Source organism: Streptomyces sp. NPDC007917, from assembly GCF_042959105.1.
In the GTDB taxonomy this organism is placed as follows: Bacteria; Actinomycetota; Actinomycetes; order Streptomycetales; family Streptomycetaceae; genus Streptomyces.
The window spans coordinates 162215-179641 of sequence record NZ_JBIBKK010000006.1 but is presented as its reverse complement, the minus strand read 5'-3'; the positions used below and the strand labels follow the sequence as shown (position 1 = coordinate 179641).

General features: G+C 72.4%; 19 protein-coding genes. 12 read left to right on the top strand and 7 right to left on the bottom strand.

Annotated elements, in window-relative coordinates; translation table 11 throughout:
- Positions 1 to 133: 133 nt before the first annotated feature.
- The gene (locus ACFZDL_RS13615) at positions 134 to 1084 is read right to left on the bottom strand and encodes a DMT family transporter (protein WP_353589244.1); all 951 of its coding nucleotides are present in this window, start codon (positions 1082 to 1084) and stop codon (positions 134 to 136) included.
- Positions 1085 to 1090: 6 nt separating this feature from the next.
- The gene (locus ACFZDL_RS13610; RefSeq protein ID WP_353589242.1) at positions 1091 to 1987 is read right to left on the bottom strand and encodes a DMT family transporter; all 897 of its coding nucleotides are present in this window, start codon (positions 1985 to 1987) and stop codon (positions 1091 to 1093) included.
- 379 nt (positions 1988 to 2366) lie between these two features.
- Between ACFZDL_RS13610 and ACFZDL_RS13605 the strand changes: the two genes are divergently transcribed.
- Both ACFZDL_RS13605 and ACFZDL_RS13600 read left to right on the top strand, forming a co-directional pair.
- Complete coding sequence (locus ACFZDL_RS13605; protein WP_353589240.1) at positions 2367 to 3038, top strand: hypothetical protein; 672 nt, start codon at positions 2367 to 2369, stop codon at positions 3036 to 3038.
- Positions 3039 to 3113: 75 nt separating this feature from the next.
- A complete protein-coding gene (locus ACFZDL_RS13600; protein ID WP_353589784.1) occupies positions 3114 to 3272 on the top strand; it encodes a hypothetical protein in 159 nt (52 codons plus the stop codon).
- Between the two features lie 41 nt (positions 3273 to 3313).
- Here the strand turns inward: ACFZDL_RS13600 and ACFZDL_RS13595 are convergent, their stop codons facing one another.
- On the bottom strand, positions 3314 to 4354 hold the full coding sequence (locus tag ACFZDL_RS13595) for a helix-turn-helix domain-containing protein (protein WP_353589238.1): 1041 nt from the start codon (positions 4352 to 4354) through the stop codon (positions 3314 to 3316).
- Positions 4355 to 4582: 228 nt separating this feature from the next.
- Here ACFZDL_RS13595 and ACFZDL_RS13590 point away from each other — a divergent pair, with 228 nt between their 5' ends.
- From ACFZDL_RS13590 to ACFZDL_RS13570, 5 genes are all read left to right on the top strand, one after another.
- Entirely contained in the window at positions 4583 to 5368 is a 786-nt protein-coding gene (locus tag ACFZDL_RS13590) for an RNA ligase family protein (protein WP_353589235.1), read from the top strand.
- Entirely contained in the window at positions 5355 to 6554 is a 1200-nt protein-coding gene (locus ACFZDL_RS13585) for an AAA family ATPase (protein ID WP_353589233.1), read from the top strand. Before ACFZDL_RS13590 ends, ACFZDL_RS13585 begins: the two co-directional genes overlap by 14 nt.
- A 48-nt stretch (positions 6555 to 6602) precedes the next feature.
- Complete coding sequence (trxA, locus tag ACFZDL_RS13580) at positions 6603 to 7124, top strand: thioredoxin (RefSeq protein WP_353589231.1); 522 nt, start codon at positions 6603 to 6605, stop codon at positions 7122 to 7124.
- Positions 7117 to 7716: a histidine phosphatase family protein gene (locus ACFZDL_RS13575; RefSeq protein WP_353589229.1), complete on the top strand. Its 600-nt coding sequence runs from the start codon at positions 7117 to 7119 to the stop codon at positions 7714 to 7716. Before trxA ends, ACFZDL_RS13575 begins: the two co-directional genes overlap by 8 nt.
- 64 nt (positions 7717 to 7780) lie before the next feature.
- A complete protein-coding gene (locus ACFZDL_RS13570; protein ID WP_353589227.1) occupies positions 7781 to 8206 on the top strand; it encodes an OsmC family protein in 426 nt (141 codons plus the stop codon).
- Here ACFZDL_RS13570 and ACFZDL_RS13565 read toward each other — a convergent pair.
- On the bottom strand, positions 8181 to 8795 hold the full coding sequence (locus ACFZDL_RS13565; protein ID WP_353589226.1) for a hypothetical protein: 615 nt from the start codon (positions 8793 to 8795) through the stop codon (positions 8181 to 8183). The genes ACFZDL_RS13570 and ACFZDL_RS13565 overlap by 26 nt on opposite strands.
- Positions 8796 to 8944: 149 nt before the next feature.
- Here ACFZDL_RS13565 and ACFZDL_RS13560 point away from each other — a divergent pair, with 149 nt between their 5' ends.
- The 3 genes from ACFZDL_RS13560 (at position 8945) to ACFZDL_RS13550 (ending at position 11632) form a co-directional block, all read left to right on the top strand.
- Complete coding sequence (locus ACFZDL_RS13560) at positions 8945 to 9721, top strand: IclR family transcriptional regulator (RefSeq protein ID WP_353589224.1); 777 nt, start codon at positions 8945 to 8947, stop codon at positions 9719 to 9721.
- The gene (locus ACFZDL_RS13555) at positions 9718 to 10608 is read left to right on the top strand and encodes an SMP-30/gluconolactonase/LRE family protein (protein ID WP_353589222.1); all 891 of its coding nucleotides are present in this window, start codon (positions 9718 to 9720) and stop codon (positions 10606 to 10608) included. The genes ACFZDL_RS13560 and ACFZDL_RS13555 overlap by 4 nt, the downstream gene beginning before the upstream one ends.
- 163 nt (positions 10609 to 10771) lie before the next feature.
- Positions 10772 to 11632 (top strand): hypothetical protein, encoded by an 861-nt coding sequence (locus ACFZDL_RS13550; RefSeq protein ID WP_353589220.1) that lies wholly within the window; start codon positions 10772 to 10774, stop codon positions 11630 to 11632.
- Positions 11633 to 11646: 14 nt separating this feature from the next.
- On the opposite strand, the gene ACFZDL_RS13545 is transcribed toward ACFZDL_RS13550, so the two are convergent.
- On the bottom strand, positions 11647 to 12087 hold the full coding sequence (locus ACFZDL_RS13545; RefSeq protein ID WP_353589218.1) for a MarR family transcriptional regulator: 441 nt from the start codon (positions 12085 to 12087) through the stop codon (positions 11647 to 11649).
- 84 nt (positions 12088 to 12171) lie between these two features.
- Here ACFZDL_RS13545 and ACFZDL_RS13540 point away from each other — a divergent pair, with 84 nt between their 5' ends.
- Positions 12172 to 13200, top strand: a complete 1029-nt coding sequence (locus tag ACFZDL_RS13540; protein ID WP_353589216.1) for an NADP-dependent oxidoreductase — start codon at positions 12172 to 12174, stop codon at positions 13198 to 13200.
- A gap of 121 nt (positions 13201 to 13321) precedes the next feature.
- On the opposite strand, the gene ACFZDL_RS13535 is transcribed toward ACFZDL_RS13540, so the two are convergent.
- Positions 13322 to 14197: an alpha/beta fold hydrolase gene (locus tag ACFZDL_RS13535; RefSeq protein ID WP_353589214.1), complete on the bottom strand. Its 876-nt coding sequence runs from the start codon at positions 14195 to 14197 to the stop codon at positions 13322 to 13324.
- A gap of 77 nt (positions 14198 to 14274) precedes the next feature.
- Between ACFZDL_RS13535 and ACFZDL_RS13530 the strand changes: the two genes are divergently transcribed.
- A complete protein-coding gene (locus ACFZDL_RS13530; RefSeq protein WP_353589212.1) occupies positions 14275 to 15129 on the top strand; it encodes a helix-turn-helix domain-containing protein in 855 nt (284 codons plus the stop codon).
- Here the strand turns inward: ACFZDL_RS13530 and ACFZDL_RS13525 are convergent, their stop codons facing one another.
- On the bottom strand, positions 15130 to 17286 hold the full coding sequence (locus ACFZDL_RS13525) for a glycoside hydrolase family 36 protein (protein WP_353589210.1): 2157 nt from the start codon (positions 17284 to 17286) through the stop codon (positions 15130 to 15132).
- Positions 17287 to 17427 lie beyond the last annotated feature (141 nt).

Genomic DNA, 17427 nt, shown 5'->3' with positions numbered 1-17427 from the left:
GAACGTCCCTTCGAAGGGAACGGCTGTGGTCAGCGGCCTTGCCGATGGCGTCGGGGGTGTCGGGGTGTCGGGGATGACGTCTCACTGATGGCGCCATGGCCGGGGCCGCCGAGAAGGACCATCTGTTCCCACTTTAGTCAGGCCGGGGCAATCGGCCTTCCGGGGAGGCACCGCGCGCGTTGTCCGGTCCCGCGGTGCCGGACGGCAACGCGGGGTGCATGCCGAGCAGCAGGACGCCGATGATCACGGCGGTGAGGCCGGCGATCTCCCAGGCGAGCGCGGTGGGGGTGACGCGGAGTTGGTCCCCGAGGAGACCGATGCCGCAGACGATGCCGGCGATTGGTTCCGCGGCGGTCAGGGCCGGCAGTGACATGCGCAGCGGTCCGGCTTCGAAAGCGCTCTGGACCAGCAGCAGTCCCGTGACGGCGAGGGCCACCACGGCGTAGGGCTGCCAGGCGGTGAGGAGCGAGAGGAGGCCGCCCGCGGAGAAGATGCCGGTCGCCATGCGGGTCAGCGCGTCCTGGATGCCGTAGAGCAGTCCGCCGGCCGCGGCCAGCAGCGGTGGTTCCTTGACCAGCCGCAGGTGTTTGGCGATGACGACCAGGATCAGCGAGGCGGCGAGCAGGGAGGCGATGACGAGCCCCTGCTGGACCGCGCCGACGGGGGCACTGGCCGCTTTCGGCTGTGCGGCGACGATGAACGCCGTCACCCCTCCGCTGAGCAGGGCCACACCGATCCATCCCGTCCAGCCCAGGCGCTGACCGCTGATCCGCCGTGCGAGGACCACGGCGAAGATCAGGTTGGTCGCGAGCAGCGGCTCGACACGGGAGACGTCCCCCCGCGCGAGAGCGAGGACGCCGAAGATCTGTCCGGCCACCATGCAGGCGATGCCGCCCAGCCACACCCGGTCCCGTACCAGGTCGAGCAGCAGCCGGAAGGAGAGCATGTCGGCCAGCGGGGCGCGCTGCGCGGCGTGCTGCTGGAGTACGAAGCCCAGCCCCAGCAGACACGCGGCGGTGAGACCGTATACGTAGACCGCGCCTGATACGTAGGCCGCGCTTGATACATAGACCGCGCCTGACACGTCCGGTCAGCCTCCTCGAAGGTGGCCAGTCGGCTGTTCACCGATCGTCGGCGAACGCGAGAGGATCACCACACAGGCCGCCATGAGAAGACCACTGGCCGCGGCGAGCAGCAGATAGAGGCCACCGCGCACCATCTCCCCGAAGACGATGACGCCCCACAGGACGGAAACCAGCGGATCGGTCAGCGTCAGGGCCGGCTGCGCGGCGACCAGCCGGCCCGCGTGCATCGCCGACTGGAGCAAGAACATCCCCAGCACACCGGAGACGACCATGCAGTACAGCTCCCACCCCGTGAACAGGCCGGCCATGCCCCCTTCACCGAACCGGACGGTGACCGCCTTGATGAACGCCGCCGTCAGACCGAACTGGCACCCCGCCGCCATGCCGAACCCCGCGGCCCGCCGCGCACTGCCCTGCCGCTGATCCCGGGCGACCCGGCCGCGCCGCGCCCACTCGAACGCGGCCGCTGTGGCCGTCATGGTCGCGACGCTCGCCACCAGCCACTCGTACCACGGCACCTCCTGCGCGTGTCCGGGGGACGGGGCGAGGAAGAACAGCAGCCCGGCCAGCCCCGCCGCCATACCAACGGCCGCGCCCGCCTCCCGGGCCCCCAGCGGTGCGTGCAGCATCCATGCCGCCAGGAACAGGGTCAGTGGCAGCTCACAGACCAGGATCGGCTCCACCACCGACAGCTCACCCTGGCCAAGGGCGGCGGCCTGGAGAAGGAAGCCGGCGATGACCCCGGCCACCCCGGCCAGCCACACCGGCTGACGCAGCAGCTCAAGAATGAGTTTCGGCCGCAGCGCCAATTCGGGAGGCATGTCGCGGTTCGCCTTGCGCTGCAGAACCGAGGAGACGGCGTTGGCACAGGCCGCCAGCACCGACAACAGGTATGTGAACACGCGTATCGGGTATCCGGGTCGTTCGGTGGCATTCAGGAGCGGGCCGTCACGAGTCGGACCAGGACGCCCGTACGGCGTGGGTGACGCTGGTCTCGGCCGGGCTTCGCCCGATATCGACCGTACCTGGCCGGTATCGGCCTTACCGCTCGTCCTGATGTGCCCTGGATAATTTGGCGTCGTCGCCGCGCCGCCTGCGCGGCGCCTCGGTTTGGAGGGGCCCATTCCGCCCTCCTTCTCTGCTCCACCTCGGTTCCCCTCCACGCATCTCTGTTCCGCTCTGCTCCATCGCACCAACCGGGAATTCAGTGATGGTCATTCACGCTCGTGGAACGGTTCGGCACCTTTTCCGGATCAACCGAAGACACCGTGGGAGACACACGTGAGAAAGCTGAAGCTGGGCAGCAGATCGGCCCGACGGGCGTCCGCGCTGGCGGTCGGGTTACTGATGGTGACGGGGCTGTCGGCCACATCGGCCGACGCGGCGCCGTCCTCGGCCAACGCGTCGCCCGAACTGGGCGTCCGGTTCTACCCCGACGGAGACGGCCAGTGCGACGGGCCGACGAACCCGCCTGAGCGGTGGGCCACCGCGCCCGACTGGACCTCCACCATCCGCCTGGACACCGACAACCGCGCGGGCGGCTGCCAGCTGGCCTTCGGCATCTACGACCCGTCGAACACCCTCGCCGGCCTGACCGTCACCTACACCTGGATGGCAGAGCCGGGCAGCGACGAGAGTCAGTGCCAGAACGAGGGCACGCACACGATCCCGATCAAGCCGTTCAGGACGTTCGGCGACAACATCCGGGTGGACACCGACAACCGCGCGGGCTGGTGCAACCTCACCTTCGCCCTCTACGGCCGCTCGGACATCATCCTCAACGTGCAGTGGTACGGCGATGGCGGACGCGACGCCTCGAATCAGTGCAAGGGGTACATTCCGCAGGGCGGCTGGGACACGGTCGATGAGACCAAATCCGTGACGGTGGGCGACGACACGGACGGCCGCCCCGGCGGCTGCTACCTCGCACTCCGCCTGAACCGCACCTTCTAGGGCACCGCGCACGGCCCGGGGTGCATGAGGGTCCGCCCCCGGGCCGTGGCGTGTGCGGGATCGGCTCATCGCTGTGTGAGGGAGCGCGCGCGGCCATCGGGCCACGCCTGGCCGGGCTTGGCCGGCGGCAACACGACGACGCTCGGCTTCGCCAGCACGGTGGGCGGCGCGTACGGCCCGGTCATCGATGACGTACGGGTCGAGACCTGCCGCCCGTGCGACTGCTCGAAGTAACGGCAGCGGTGTCGGCGGGGCCCGCGGTGGCGGCGGCGGTGTCAGTGCCGTGGTGTCGACTGGGCCGTGTGCACCACACCGGGCTCCGCCGCCTGCTTGTTTCCAGGACGCCCCGGGCTCGGGGTGTGGCGGTATTCGCTCGGCGATACGCCGTAGGCGGTGCGGAAGGCGCGGGCGAAGTCGCCCGGGCGGGAGAACCCCCACGTCGCGGCGGTGGCCTGGATCGGCCGGGCGGCGAGCCGGGGGTCGGTGAGATCGCGGCGGCAGCGTTCGAGGCGCTGATGGCGGATCCAGGACGCCACGGTCAGGCCGTGCCGCTGGAAGAGGCGGTGGAGCGAGCGGGGGGACATGTGGTGGGCCGCGGCGACGGTGGCCGGGGTGAGGCCGGGGTCCGGCAGGTTGCGGCGGATGAAGTCCTGCACCCTCAGGAGCAGCGCGCGCTCCCGGCTCTCGGGCGGCAGGCCGGACGTGGCATCGAGCCGCTGGGCGATGGTGTGGGCGAGCAGGTCGACCAGGGTCGTGGCCAGCCGGGGCGCGTCCTGAGGGGCGAACTGCTGCGGATTGCGGGTGACATGCGTGAGGAACTGGGCGAGCAGCGAGCCGAATCCCTCGCCGCCGGGTATACGGGTGGCCGCGAGACGGTCCACCTGACGCGCGGTCAGCGGCAGCACGGCCCGGGGCAGATGCAGCAGTAACTGGCGGACCGGCGCCGCGCCCTCGGGGCTCGCCCAGCCGTCGAACGGCTCGGAGGAGCTGTACACCGCCAGATCCCCGGCGCCGAGCAGGGTATGCCTCCGGAACTGTGTCAGCCCCATGGTCCCGGAGAGCGTGAGCGACAGCTGCACATAGCCGGGGTCGCTGCGCTGGATCAGCCGTGGGGTCCGGGTCACGGTCAGCATGGGGTAGGCCATCTCCGAGACTTGGACGTCATCGAGCTGCAGCACCCGGGCGGAGGCCTGGAAGTCCGCGGCGCGGTCGCTGCCCATGGCGGTCGGGATCAGCGTCGAAGCCGTCATGTCGTGCCACCAGCCGAACCGCTCTCCCGGTGTCAGCCACTGCGTCGTCATGGTCGCGATGTCCACGGTTCCCCCTCGGCCCCGCTTGTTCGTCGCCGTCCATACTGCTCCCACTGCCACGGCCCGTTGTCAGTGCCACGCCCTACCGTGGAAGACGTCCTATCCACGCTGCGGGCTGCGCGTGACTCGGACGCGAGAGGGCCGGACCCGATACAGCGCGGGTCCGGCCTTCGCATGCAGGAGCCCCCGAAACCGCGTTGCCCGGTCCGCCGTGTACGGCATAGAAAGAACACCGTGATCCGCAAGTACCCGAGGACCCCGCATCTGCGGGGCTCCCGACTCCAGCCCGGCGACGAGGACCTGGCCGCCGTACCGTTCGCCGAGATCGCGGGCCGGTACCTCGTGGTCGAGGAGAAGCTCGACGGCGCCAACGCGGCGATCAGCTTCACGCCGGACGGGGAGCTGCGGCTGCAGAGCCGTGGCCACTTCCTCACCGGCGGGCCCCGGGAGCGTCACTTCTCGCCGTTCAAGGCGTGGGCGGCGCTGGTCCGGGACCTGCTGTGGCCCCGGCTGGGGAGCCGCTATGTGCTGTACGGCGAATGGCTCTACGCCAAGCACACGGTGTACTACGACGCCCTGCCGCACTACTTCTGCGAATTCGACGTGCTGGACCGCGAGGAGGGCGTGTTCCTGTCCACCGCCCGCCGCGGTGAGCTGCTGGAGGGGCTTCCCGTGCACTCGGTGCCCGTGCTGCACACCGGTCCGCTGAGCAGCCTGGACGCGCTGACCGCGTTCGTCGGGCCCTCGACGTGCCGTACGCGGGGGTGGCGGGCGGCGCTGCGGGAGACGGCCGGGGCGGGCGGGCTCGACCCCGAGCGGGTGGCCGCGGAGACCGACACCTCGGACTTCATGGAGGGCCTGTATGTGAAGGTCGAGGAGGACGGCGTGGTGGCGGGCCGCTACAAGTGGGTGCGCGCCGGCTTCCTCACCAGCGTGCTGGACTCCGGTACGCACTGGCTCGACCGCCCGATCGTGCCCAACCGGCTCCGGGACCCGGCGGTGATGTATGCGCGCGCTTGAGGAGCAGGGCCCCTCCGGGAAGCCGGCCGGCACCCCCGCGCCATCCGGCGCTTTCCGGGCGCTGCTGGAGCTGTGCCCCGCGCCGCCCGACTGGACGGTGCCCTGGGAGCGGACCGTCGCGGCGTATCCGTGGATCCGCCGGCTGGAGGGCGTACCGCAGGACGCCGCCCACCACGGCGAGGGCGATGTGGCCACCCACACCCGCATGGCCGCCGAGGCGCTGGCGGGGCTGCCCGAGTGGCGGGCCAGGACCGCGGCCGGGCGGGCGCTGCTGTTCGCCGCCGTACTGCTGCACGACGCGGCGAAGCCGGACTGCACCGCCACCGACCCCGACGGGCGGATCACCGCCCGCGGCCACTCCCGGCGCGGCGAGCTGATCGCCCGCAGGGTGCTGTGGGAGCTGGGGGCGCCCATCGCCTGGCGTGAGCACGTCGCCGCCCTGGTCAGACACCACCAGGTGCCGTTCTGGGCGCTGGAGCGGCCGGACCTGGAGCGCATCGCCTTCCGGGTCTCCCTGCTGGCCGGCAACGACGACCTGGCGGTGCTGGCGCGGGCCGACATCCTCGGCCGGATCTGCGGCGATACGGACGTGATGCTGGAAAACGTCGACCTGTACCGGGAGTACTGTGCCGAGCAGCGGTGTCTGACCACACCGCGCGGGTTCCCCTCCGACCACGCCCGCTTCGAGTACTTCCGCACCCCCGGCCGGGACCCGGACTACGCCGCGTACGACGACACCCGGATGACGGTGACCGTCCTGTCGGGGCTGCCCGGCGTGGGCAAGGACCACTGGATCGGCGCCCACCGCCCCGGTCTGCCCCAGGTCAGCCTGGACGCGCTCCGCGCCGAGCTGGGCGTGGACCCGGCCGCCGACCAGGCCCCGGTGGTGGCGGCCGCGCGGGAGGCGGCGCGGGGGTATCTGCGCGCGGGCGAGCCGTTCGTCTGGAACGCCACCAACGTCTCGCGGCGGCTGCGCGAGCAGTGCGTGGGTCTGGTGGCCGCGTACGGCGGGCGGGTCGAGCTGGTGGCGCTCGAAGCGCCGCCCGCGGTGCTGCGCGCCCGCAACGCGGCCCGGCCCCGGCCGGTGCCCGAGGCGGTCATCGACCGGCTGATCCGCCGCTGGGAGACCCCTGACCCCACCGAGGCACACCGGGTCACCTGGATCGACACGGCGCGGACGGGCTGAGGCACGGCGCAGACGGGCCGGGGCACGGCGGCGACCGCCTGAGGCACGGTGGGGAATACCACCTGGAGCGGCCTGGTTGACGCGGTCCGGACCACTGCCCAACCGCAGAAACGGTCCACTGCCGACAGTACGGAAGCAGGTAACGCAGGCATGAGCACCGTTGAACTCACCAAGGACAACTTCGACGAGATCGTCTCGGGAAACGACTTCGTCCTGATCGACTTCTGGGCCTCCTGGTGCGGTCCGTGCCGGATGTTCGCGCCTGTGTACGAGCGGGCCGCGGCGAACCACCAGGACCTGGTCTTCGCGAAGGTCGACACCGAGGCGCAGCCCGAGCTCGCCGCCGCGTTCGACATCCAGTCCATCCCGACCCTGATGATCGTGCGCGAGAACATCGCCGTCTTCGCCCAGCCCGGCGCCCTCCCCGAGCCGGCCCTGGAGGACATCATCGGCCAGGCCCGCGGCCTCGACATGGACGCGGTCCGCGCGTCCATCGCCGAGGCCCAGGAGACCGAGGCCCAGGAGAAGGCGGAGGCGGGCGAGGCGGGAGCGCCGGGCAGCCATGGGTGAGCTGGTGCTGATCCGGCACGGCGAGACCGAGTGGAGCCGGTCGGGCAGGCACACCAGCTGGACCGATCTGCCGCTCACGCACCGGGGCGAGGAACAGGCCCGCTCGCTGCGTCCGCTGCTCGCCGACCGCAAGATCGCGCTCGCGCTGGTCAGCCCCATGAGCCGGGCCGTGCGGACGGCCCGGCTCGCGGGGATCGAGGGCCCGCGGACCGAACCGGATCTGCACGAGTGGGACTACGGCGGCTACGAGGGCATCACCACCGACGAAATCCACCGCACCAGGCCCGAGTGGAACCTGTGGACCGACGGGGTCGCCCCGGGCGCCCCCGAGCACCCCGGCGAGACCCCCGAGCAGATCGGCGCCCGCGTCGACCGGGTGCTCGACGCCATCGAGTCCGAGCTGCGCGCCGACCGCGGCGATGTGGTCCTCGTCGCCCACGGCCACGTCCTGCGCGTCCTCACCGCGCGCCGCCTCGGGCTGCCGCCCTCCGCCGGTGCGCTCTTCCGGCTCGACACGGCGACCGTCAGCCGCCTTGGAACCGAGCACGGCCGCCCCGCCGTTGTCGCATGGAACGTGGGCCCGGGGTCGTAGGCTCAGGGGTGATCACCGGCAGAACCTCACAGAAGCCGGCAGAAGCTCACAGAAGGCAGGAAGCATGGCTACGACGCGCACCGCGCACACCGTCTGGCACGGCAATCTGACCGAGGGCAAAGGGGCGGTGACCTTCGACTCCTCCGGGATCGGCGAGCAGCCGGTCTCCTGGCCCTCCCGCGCCGAGCAGGCGAACGGCAAGACCAGCCCGGAGGAGCTGATCGCGGCCGCGCACTCCAGCTGCTTCTCGATGGCGCTGTCGCACGGCCTCACCCAGGCCGGGACCCCGCCGACGCAGCTGACCACGCAGGCCGACGTCACCTTCCAGCCGGGCACCGGCATCACCGGCATCCACCTGACCGTGGAGGGCACGGTCGAGGGCGTGGACGAGGCCGGGTTCGTCGCGGCGGCCGAGGAGGCCAAGAAGAACTGCCCGGTGAGCCAGGCGCTCGCCGGTACGACGATCACTCTGTCGGCGAAGCTGGCCTGACGGCGTCGACACGCTGCAGCAGCCCCCAGGTGAACTCCGCCACGCAGTGGTGGAGTTCACCCGCGCCGTCCGGGGCCGTGAAGGCGAGCCGCCAGCGGGTGGGCGCCGAGCCCTCCATCGGCCGGGCGGGCGCGAAGGACCGCGCCACCTCGTCCACCGTGCAGGACCAGGGCGTCAGGTCACCGACCGTACGCGGCCGGGGCCCGTCGGCGCCGGGGGCGCGCACCAGCCACTCGTTCCACACCCCGCCGCCGGGCACGGTCAGCACCTCGAACCGCAGATCCGGCCAGAGCGGGACCGCCCAGCTCAGCGCCTCGCAGGTCAGATCGCCGATCCGGCGGGTGGCCGTGGTCTCGGGCGCACCGAGTACGGAACGGTAGTGGGCGACCGCGGACCGGCGCCGCGGCGAGCGCCGCATGGCCTGCCAGCGGCGGTTGGCCTCGCGCATCACGGAGCGGCTGAAGCCCAGCTCGCGCAGCGCGTCCTCGACCAGGCCGGGGTGGTAATCGGCCATTCTCCGCAGCAGCACCAGCACGAAGGGGAAGGGCGCGGGGAAGGAGTCGGCCGAGGGGTCGAGCGCGGAGTTCATGGTCCCATCGTGGCGTACCCGGCGCGCGGCCGACGCGCACGGCCATTGCCTGGAGAAGTCACCTCTGCGTAATCTGTTCGCGATACCGGCCGCTGGCCGGAATCTCGAACAGATGGTGCCAACTGGACCAGAAGGGGTGGGCGAGCGACATGGGACGCTTGGTGCCCGCGGTGACCCGGGCCCTGGACATACTCGAGCTCTTCCTCGACGGGGACGGCACGCTCTCCGCACCCGAGATCACCCGCAGGCTCGGGCTGCCCCGTACGACGGTCCATGAGCTGGTGACCACCTTGGCCGCCCGCTCCTACCTCGTGCAAGTGCCCGACCAGCCCGGTCGCTACCGGCTCGGGGTGCGCCCGTACCAGCTGGGCAGCCGGTACGCCGAGCAGCTGGACCTGGCCGCCGAGGGGCAGCAGGTGGCCCGCAGCGTCGCCGAGACCTGCGACGAGACCGTCCATGTCGCCATCCTCGAGGGCGCGGACGTCATCTACATCGCCAAGGTCGACTCCACCCACGCCGTGCGCATGGTCTCCGCCGCCGGCCGCCGGCTGCCCGCCCACTGCACCTCGGTCGGCAAGATGCTGCTCGCCTCCCTCTCGGAGGAGGCCCTGGCCGCCCGCATCCCGGAGGACGAGCCGCTGGCCGCGATGACGGACAACAGCATCACCTCCCCGCAGGAGCTGCGCCGCCACCTCGCGGCCATCCGCGAGCGCGGCATCGCCGTCGAGCAGCGCGAGTCCAACCCGGACGTGAGCTGTGTGGCCGCCCCGGTGCGGGACTCGGCGGGCAAGGTCGTGGCGGCGCTGTCGATCTCGGTACCGATGATCCGCTGGAGCCAGGAGCGGCAGGACGAGCTGGCGGAGCTGGCCGCCAAGGGCGCGGGCGAGCTGTCGGCCCGCCTCGGACACCGGAGGCGTGAAGCATGAGCGGGACGGATGGGACCACCGGCGTCAGCGGCGGCGCCGGTGACGGACTGGACGTCGCCGTCCGGGCGGCCGCCGAGCTGGGCGAGGGCCCGACCTGGGATGCCGCGGCACAGCGGCTGATCTGGGTCGACATCCTCTCGTCCCGCGTGCACACCTACGACCCGGCCGACGGCCGGCGCACGGTCCTGGCGACCGAGCAGCACGTCGGCGCGGCCAAGCCCCGCGAGGGTGGCGGCCTGGTGGTCAACCTCCGCGACGGCATCGGCCTGTACGGGGCCGACGGCGGGTTCTCCTGGCTGGCCCACGAGGCGGTCCCCGGCCGCCGGGGCAACGACGCTGCCGTGGCGCCGGACGGCTCGCTGTGGGCGGGCACCATGCGCTACGACGAGGCGACGGGCGGCGGCACGCTGTCCCGTATCGCCCCGGACGGCTCCCGTACGGAGATCCTGCCGGACGTCACGGTCAGCAACGGCACCGGCTGGAGCCCCGACGGCAGCCTCATGTACTACGCCGACACCCCGACCTGCCGGATCGACGTCTTCGACGTGGCGGGCGAGGGGGTCACGGGCCGCCGCCCCTTCGTACGGATCGAGGACGGCGCGGGCTTCCCCGACGGGCTGTGCGTGGACGCCGACGGCTGTGTGTGGGTCGCGCTGTGGGACGGCGGCGCGGTCCGCCGCTACACCCCGGACGGCACGCTCGACCGGGTGGTCGAGCTGCCGGTGCGCCGCCCGACCGCGTGTGCCTTCGGCGGCTCCGGCCTGACCGACCTGTATGTGACCTCGGCCCGGGTCGGGCTCGGCCCCGGCGAGCAGCCGCTCGCCGGGTCGGTGCTGGTCCTCGCGGGGGCGGGGCAGGGGCTTGCGCAGCCGGCGTTCAAGGGCTGAGGCGCTGCGGGGCGGCGGTGTCGATGCGCTGAGGAATTGAGCCGCCAAGGCGGACAATTTCGGCCAAGCGGAAGCAGGATCGGCGCGAGAACGATCCTTGCACAGGATTCTCACACTCCTCGGTTCCTCCGCGGCCCGCCGGGCACATAACCTGCCCGGCGAAATGGATTACTGCCCTGCTTGCCGCCGCCACCTCAACGGCGCTCTCGCCTGCCCCGGTTGCGGTGCGTACGCCCAGGAGTATCCGTATCCCGCCGCCGAAGGCGCTGCCGTCGACTACGGCGGGGCCTACGGCGAAACGGGCCGCGATGCCGAATTCGGCGAGGCCGAAGGCGTGAGCGAGGCGGCGGGCGAGGACGAGCCCGTCGGCGCGGAGGACGGCGAGGACGACGGCCTCTCCCCGGACCCCGGCGCGGCCTCGACCCGCGCGGACCGGCGCAAGGCGGCGTCCCGCAGAAAGCCGAAGCCCCGCGGCATCATCGGCGGCCGGGCGCGCCGCGCGCGGCGCGGGCGGGGGCGCCGGGTGACGATCATGGCGTCGGTGCTCGGTCCCGTGCTGGCCGGGCTGTTCGTGGCGGAGATCGCCACGGAGGGCGGCATCTTCCATGAGCCCTCGTCCTCGTCGAGCCCCGACACCTCACCGGAGGCCGACCACAGCCCGGGCGAGGGGGGCTCCAGCGGACCGCGTACGCGTCAGAGCGGAGCGCCGGGCGAGGCGCCGTCCGCGGGTGCGGACGGCGCGAGCGCGGACGAGGACCAGGGCGACGGCGAGGACGGCGCGGACAAGGGCGAGAAGAAGCCCAAGGACAGCGAGTCGCCCAGCGCCGACGGCTCCTCGTCGGCCGGCGGTACGGGCGGCGCCTCCGCCACGCCCTCCGCCACGGGCGGCGGGGGAGGAGGGGGAGGCGGGGCCACCCGGCCCCCGACCTCACCCTCCGACCCCGGCACCACCACCTCGCCCCCGTCCCAGCCCACGCCCTCGCCCACGGAGACCTGCGACCGCTTCCTGTGGTGGTGCGCCTAGGCCCTGGCCGGGGGTCAGGCCGGGTCTGTCCCGAGCATCCGCTTCAGCAGGTCGCGCAGCACCGTCCGCTCCTGCTCCGAGAGCCCGGCCAGCGGCGCGCGCGCGAAGTCGAGGGAGCCGCGCAGCCGGTCGGCGGTCTCCTTGCCCCGGTCCGTCGCGGCGGCGAGCTTGACGCGGCGGTCGGCCGGGTCCAGGCGGCGCTCGGCGAGGCCGCGGGCCTCCAGGCGGTCGATGATCCCGGTGACGTTCGACGGCTCGCACTTGAGCTGCTGTGCGATGTGGCGCATGGGCGTCGGACCCCGGGACAGCAGTCCGAGCACCCGCGCCTGCGCGCCGGTCAGGGTGTGCCTCGCGGCGGCCGTCTCGTATTCCTCGTGATAGCGAGCGACGATGGTGCCGATGAGTTCGACGACTTCGAGCGTCAGCGGATCAGGAGGTTCGGTACTGGAGGTCATGGGACCAGGGTACCCATTTATTTGACATCATGAAATATGTAGCAGCATGATTGTTTCATCACCTGAAGCATAAGGAGGAGACCCATGGCCCCCAAGCCCGAGATCCCTGCCACCGGCCGCGAATGGCACCTCGTCGCCCGTCCCGAGGGATGGCCCAAGCCGGAGGACTTCGCGCTGCGCGAGACCCCCGTCACCGAGCCGGGCCCCGGCCAGGTGCTGGTCCGCAATCTGTACATGTCGGTGGACCCGTACATGCGCGGCCGGATGAACGATGTGAAGTCGTACGTCCCGCCGTTCAAGCTCGACCACCCGATGGACGGCGGCGCCGTGGGCGAGGTCATCGCCTCCCGCGCGGAGGGCATCGCCGTCGGCGACCACGTCCTGCACTTCGGCGGCTGGCGCCAGTACGCACAGGTGGACGCCAAGCACGCGGTCAAGGTGGACCCGGCCGCCGCCCCCCTCTCCGCCTACCTCGGCGTCCTCGGCATGACCGGCCTGACCGCGTACGCGGGCCTGCTGGAGGTCGCCTCCTTCAAGGAGGGCGACGCGGTCTTCGTCTCCGGCGCGGCGGGCGCGGTCGGCAGCGAGGTCGGCCAGATCGCCAAGCTCAAGGGCGCCTCGCGGGTCATCGGCAGCGCGGGCTCCGACGAAAAGGTCAGGCTGCTGACCGAGGAGTACGGCTTCGACGCGGCGTTCAACTACAAGGACGGCCCGGTCGCCGAGCAGCTCAAGGAGGCCGCTCCCGACGGCATCGACGTCTACTTCGACAATGTCGGCGGTGAGCACCTGGAGGCCGCCATCGACCGGCTCAACGTGCACGGACGCATCACCATCTGCGGCATGATCGCCCAGTACAACGCGACCGAGCCGCCCGCCGCCCCGCGCAACCTCGCCCTCGTCATCGGCAAGCGGCTGCGCATCCAGGGCATGCTGGTGAACGACCACCAGCACCTCCAGCAGCAGTTCGTCGAGGAGGTCGGCGGCTGGCTGCGCGACGGCAAGCTGCACTACCGGGAGACGGTGGTCAAGGGCCTCGACAACGCGGTGGACGCGTTCCTCGGCATGCTGCGCGGTGCGAACATCGGCAAGATGATCGTCTCCCTGACCGACTGACAGCGCCCGGGCTCGGGCTCGGCCACCCCCTCTTAAAAAAATGCTTGATCTGCATCAAGCGTTTTTCTGAGAGGGGGCGGGGGGAGAGCCGATCCCGCGCATCAGCGCTCGCAGCGGAGCATCAGTCCACCCGTACGGCGTGGAGCGCGGCGAAGGCCAGCAGGGGGGTGGCGGTGCGCGGCGGATCCTCGAGCAGGGGCGAGTGCCCGAGACCGGGCAGCAACTCGACCTTCGCGCCCGGAACCGCCCGGTAGTCGAAGGCGGATGAGGATCGCCATCTGCGGTCGTCCTCGCCGAAGATCACCAGGAGCGGTTTGCCCAGGACCGTCAGCCGGTCCGGCAGTGCCCGCTGCTCCAGGTAGGAGCGGGTGGCCCGCATCGTCGTGGTGAACGAGTGGTACGTCATGTCGCGCACGTCGTTCAGGAGCTCTTCCGGTATCTGGTAGCCCGCACGGCTGAACCCCGTGCTCGCCAACCGGCGGAGCTGCTCGTCGGTCGGCGGCCACTGCGAGGGGCCGATCGCGGCGGACTCCGGTGCGATGAAGGCGTGCAGGCCGGGGCCGGTGTTGACGAGCGCGAGCGCGGTCACCAGGTCGGGCCGCTGTTCGGCGAGGGCGGTGGCGACCACGCCGCCGCTGGAATGGCCGACGACCACGGCGTGCTCGACGCCGAGTCTGTCCAGCGCCACGCCGGCCCGACGTGCCTGGTCCGGGATCGCGTAGCTACGGTCGACGGGTTTGGCCGACCGGCCGTGCCCGAGCAGGTCGATCCGGATGACTCGGTGAGATCCGGTCAGCAGCGCGACCATCGGGTCCCACGAGCGGGTCGAGGACGCGGATCCGTGGATGAGCAGGAGTGCGGGGGCGCCGCGGGGGCCGTCCTGGCACACGTGGATGTCGCCGTCGTCCAGCGACAGGGTTGAACTCTCGGTGGCCTCGGCGCCGCCGTTCACGTACGGGCCGCCGTTCACGTACGGGCCGCTGTCAGAAACAGTCATGAGCCCACTGTCTCCGCCGGTACGGGCCGGTGGATTGGACGAATGTTCCCCTCAGCCGGCTCACGTAGCATGCGATGATGCGGACCTTCGTGCACGGTGCGGCTGTGTGGGGCGTCGAGTGCCCGCGGCGGCCCAGCCGGGTGGCCGGTGTCACCATGGCCGGGTTCCGCGTCCGTGAGCTGGACGCGCTCCGGATGGTCCCGCACCCGGCCGTGACGCTGCTCCTGGAGTTCGGCGCCGGTTCGCCCGTCATTGACTGTGCCGCGGGGCGGCAGCAGCGGGGAAGCGTCGTCGCCGGGCCCGGGCTCGGGTCCGGTGGCGCGGTCCAGGCGCGGGGAGAGAACGTCGAGTGCGTGCAGGTGCGCCTGTCCCCGGTGATCGCACGCGCGATTCTGGGCGCCTCCCCCGCCGACCTCGACGGCGCCGTCGTGTCGCTGGGCGACCTGTGGGGCCGGGAGTCATCGCGGATCTGTGAGCAACTCGGCGAAGTCCCGTCGTGGCAGGATCGCTTCGCGTTGACGGACGCGCTGCTCGCCCGTCGGCATGAGGCGGGGCCGCCGGTGGACCCGGAGGTGGCCTGGGCCTGGCACCGGATCGTCGTCAGCCGTGGCCTGACCCGGGTCGACCAACTCGCGGCCGAGGTCGGGTGGAGCCGTAAGCGGCTGTGGTCCCGGTTCCGGTCGCAGCTCGGCCTGCCGCCCAAACGCGCCGTGAGACTGGTCCGCTTCGACCATGCCGCCCACCGCCTGGTCGCGGGTGAGGGCGCGGCCCGGGTTGCGGCCGACACCGGCTACGCCGACCAGTCCCACCTGCATCGGGACGTCATGGCGTTCACCGGGGCGACCCCCGCGGCCGTTGCCGGCGAGCCGTTTCTCGCCGTTGACGACATCGCATGGCCCAGCCGCGGGACAGTCGCGTCCCCCACTGCGTGATCAACGGCTGAGCAGGGCCACCGCGCCCGACCACGCCGGGGGCCGCTGCCAGCGCAGCCGGTCCCCGGCGAGGGAGAGCGCGCCGGTGCCGTCGGCGAGGAGCGAGGCGTCCAGCGTCCAGCCCCCGCCGCCCGCGCTCTCCTCGTCCGGCAGCCGTACCGACAGCGACTCGTCCGGGTCGGCGAAGGCGTGCAGGACGACCAGGGCGCGTCGGCCGTCGGGGGACAGCCGTACGACGGACTGCCAGCCGCCGGCGTTGCGCAGGGCGGCGCCGCGGGTGCCGCCCTGCCGCGTCGTCCCGTCGTCGATGAGCGGCGCGGCCTGCCCGTACAGGTCAAGCGCCTCGCGCACCAGGGCCCATCGCCGCTGGTCGAGCCGGTCCGGGTCGCCGGACAGGCAGATCCGTCCGAGGAAGCCCGCGGCCAGCTTGTAGACGAGCGCGGTGTGGGAGTCGTCGGCCCGTACGGTCGCCCACACCAGCGACTGGCGGGGGAGCAGCACCCGCTGCAGCCCGGCCGCGATCGCCGGGGCCTCGCGGGCCTCGAAGGCGTCCGAGCCGGAGGAGACGGCGGTCAGCCCGGCGTACGCGGGGTCGATGCGGTGGCCGCCGCCCGCGCAGTTCTCGATGACGAGGTCGGGCAGCCGGGCGGAGAGCCGGGCGATGAAGTCGCGGGAGGCGGCGGTGAGTCGGCGCAGGCCCTCGCCGTCGTCGCCGGGGCCCAGATGCGCGTTGTAGTCGATCTTGAGATAGCCGAAGCCGCCCTCGCTCAGCAGCGCGGTCATCCGGTCCAGCAGCGGTTCGGCGACCTCGGGGCGGCGCAGGTCAAGGAAGCGGCGGGCGGACACGTGCGCGGGGACGCCGTCGTACGCGATGTGGCGCGACGCGTCCTCGTACGCCCGCGACAGCTCGCCCGTCGTCTCCGGCTCCCACCACAGACCGGGGACGAAGCCGCGCTCGCGCAGCTGCCGGGCGGTCTCGGCGAGCCCGTGGGGAAAGCGCTCGGCGCTGGGCGTCCAGTCGCCGTGGCTGCGGCCCCAGTCCTCCCCGGGCTCGCTGAACCAGCCGCAGTCGATGACGAAGTAGCGCACGCCGGAGCCCTGGAGGCGGTCGGCGAGGGCGAGGATCCGGTCGTGGGTGGGGTTGCCCCAGGTCGTCGCGTACTCGTTGAACATCGCCGGCAGCGGTGACGTCCGCTCGGGGCCGGGCCGCGGGTGGTCGGCCCAGGCGCGCGTGAGCCGGTCGCACAGCGCGTCCAGGTCGCCGTGGACGGCGGTGATGACGGCCTCGGGCGCCTCGTACGACTCGCCGGGCGCGAGGGTACGGCGCCAGTGGCCGAAGTCGTGGTCCGCCGGGCCGCCGCCGATGGCCAGCCCGTCGCGGGAACGCAGCAGCTCCAGCTGCCAGGGGCCGCCCGCCGCAAGCTGGACGCCCCACACCACCTGGGCCTCGGTGTCCTCGACGGCCAGCCAGGGCATCCAGCCGGCCGCGGGCATCGACCCGGGCGCGCCGAAGCGCTCCGCCACCGTGCCGATGTTTACCCAGGGCCGCTCCAGGTGCAGTTGCTCGACCGTGTCGCTGACCAGCCGGGCCTCGGCGCTCCAGGCGGAGCGGACGCGGTGGACGAGGAGCCGGCCGGGGGCGTCGTCGGCGGCGAAGGGGGTGATGCCGCCGAGGGTGAAGGACGAGATCAGGTCCAGGGCGAAGGGGCGGTCGCCCTCGTTGGTGGCGCTGGTGCGGATCCGTACGAAGGGGTCGCCGGGGCGGTGGGTCAGCCGGTGGGCCACCAACAGGCCTCGCCCGTCGGAGAGTTCGGTGACGATCTCGGTGGCGGCCTCGGCGACAGCCTCCGCGTGCCGCTGCGCCCGCAGCCGCAGCGCGGCCGTCGTGGCCGTCCGCCGCAGGGTGCGCACCCCCGCGAACGGCTCGGGGACGGGGTCCCCGGCGCGGGCCACCGCCGCCAGCGGCTCGATGTGGCGGGCGGGACCGGTGTCGGGGTGGTGGCGGGCGGCGTCCTCCTGCAGACGGTCCCGGGGTGGCGCCAGGCGGTCGGCAAGAGCGGTCGGGAAGATCTCCAGACCGACCACGGCTCCGGCGCCGCCGTCGCCCGCCGCGCCCTGGCGCGGATATCGGACGGTCAGATCTCCCAGCTCATACATGCCTTGGCCCGCCCCGTCCTCACCTCACTCGTCCGACGGCCGGACGGTAAGCGCTTGCTGCGGCCGAGGTCAAGAGGTGGGGCGAGTCGTGTGCAAAGCGTTGACGCGCCCTCCGCGGCAGCCTATGTTTCCCGTCCGAAG

Bases quoted from the DNA above. Each gene is read 5' to 3' on its own strand.
- ACFZDL_RS13545 (WP_353589218.1), bottom strand. From the start codon at position 12,087: ATGACCTCCAGTACCGAACCTCCTGATCCGCTGACGCTCGAAGTCGTC.
- ACFZDL_RS13560 (WP_353589224.1), top strand. From the start codon at position 8,945: ATGGGACGCTTGGTGCCCGCGGTGACCCGGGCCCTGGACATACTCGAG.
- ACFZDL_RS13570 (WP_353589227.1), top strand. From the start codon at position 7,781: ATGGCTACGACGCGCACCGCGCACACCGTCTGGCACGGCAATCTGACC.
- ACFZDL_RS13540 (WP_353589216.1), top strand. From the start codon at position 12,172: ATGGCCCCCAAGCCCGAGATCCCTGCCACCGGCCGCGAATGGCACCTC.
- ACFZDL_RS13565 (WP_353589226.1), bottom strand. From the start codon at position 8,795: ATGAACTCCGCGCTCGACCCCTCGGCCGACTCCTTCCCCGCGCCCTTC.
- ACFZDL_RS13535 (WP_353589214.1), bottom strand. From the start codon at position 14,197: ATGACTGTTTCTGACAGCGGCCCGTACGTGAACGGCGGCCCGTACGTG.
- ACFZDL_RS13525 (WP_353589210.1), bottom strand. From the start codon at position 17,286: ATGTATGAGCTGGGAGATCTGACCGTCCGATATCCGCGCCAGGGCGCG.
- ACFZDL_RS13575 (WP_353589229.1), top strand. From the start codon at position 7,117: ATGGGTGAGCTGGTGCTGATCCGGCACGGCGAGACCGAGTGGAGCCGG.
- ACFZDL_RS13550 (WP_353589220.1), top strand. From the start codon at position 10,772: ATGGATTACTGCCCTGCTTGCCGCCGCCACCTCAACGGCGCTCTCGCC.
- ACFZDL_RS13585 (WP_353589233.1), top strand. From the start codon at position 5,355: ATGCGCGCGCTTGAGGAGCAGGGCCCCTCCGGGAAGCCGGCCGGCACC.
- ACFZDL_RS13530 (WP_353589212.1), top strand. From the start codon at position 14,275: ATGCGGACCTTCGTGCACGGTGCGGCTGTGTGGGGCGTCGAGTGCCCG.
- ACFZDL_RS13555 (WP_353589222.1), top strand. From the start codon at position 9,718: ATGAGCGGGACGGATGGGACCACCGGCGTCAGCGGCGGCGCCGGTGAC.